Origin of the sequence: Streptomyces sp. NPDC059355, assembly GCF_042752335.1 — a bacterium.
Lineage (GTDB): Bacteria > Actinomycetota > Actinomycetes > Streptomycetales > Streptomycetaceae > Streptomyces.
The window spans coordinates 1-1,045 of sequence record NZ_JBHYXN010000128.1 but is presented as its reverse complement, the minus strand read 5'-3'; the positions used below and the strand labels follow the sequence as shown (position 1 = coordinate 1,045).

General features: G+C 67.8%; 1 protein-coding gene. It reads left to right on the top strand.

The window, feature by feature from the left end; all coding sequences use genetic code 11:
* The coding region (locus tag ACFXGI_RS38830) for a transposase (RefSeq protein WP_384717834.1) at positions 1–277 on the top strand (277 nt) is incomplete at its 5' end.
* Between the last annotated feature and the right edge of the window lie 768 nt (positions 278–1,045).

Genomic DNA, 1,045 nt, shown 5'->3' with positions numbered 1-1,045 from the left:
CGTCGGCCTCGCACCCGTGACCAGGAACTCCGGCTCCTCCATCCGCGGCGAACATCCTTCCCGGCGAGGCAACAAACAGCTCAAGAGAGCCTTCTACCTCGCCGCGTTCGCCTCGCTCTCCCAACCCGAGTCACGCGCCTACTACGACCGCAAACGCCGCGAGGGAAAACACCACATCGCCGCCCTCATCGCACTCGCCCGACGCCGCATCGACGTCCTCTTCGCCATGCTCCGCGACGGCACCTTCTACGAACCCCGGCCAACCTCAGCCGGCTGATCCTCAGCGACAGCCTCGCCGCACACGGGGCAGTCCCGCTCGTCGACCGAGTCCAACACGACCGGATGACTGCAAAAGTCGCACGGCCGCATACTCTCGCCCGCCGACTTCCGAACAGGCACGTCATCACTCATGACAGCCACACTGCCACCCGACCACCTTGACCAAAGACATAGGGGCACCCCCCACACACACAGCGGGCGTGCCCCGTCGGGATCCGCGCTCACCGTGCCCAGGTAGGTCCCGCCCTCGTACGCCGCCCAGGTAGGGCGGTCGGTATCGGCGGGCCGTACGAACTGCACCGGCCGCTCGTCGCGTCACGGGCGAACAGGTCGTCCCACACGGCGGGGTCCTCGACGTCCCAGGCTGTCACCGGCGTCCCCTCCACATCGGTCCAGGTGCCCGACGGCGGCAGCATCGGCATGGTGGGCGCCGCCGGGCCCGTTCAGTGTCACTTACTCGACGGCGGCCCCGGCGCCCGGGGCGGCCTCGTTCACCCAATTCTGCCCCGGACGCCCGGAGCGTGTACCGGCGCCCGTTCTGCTTCTCGCGGCCCACGGTCTTCGCGCTCCCCTGCCGTGAGCCGTTACCGCTCCTGTGGGCGAGGTGGGACAACTGGGTGTGGGTCACCCGTTGGGGTGAGCCGGAAGGATCTAGTGGAAGGACCCGAGGTAGTGGCCGGACCCTGGGACGCCAGCATCAAGCAGCTCTACTTAGCCGACAAGGGCACTCTCTTCACCGCTGACACGATCACCATCGGTCAGGAAT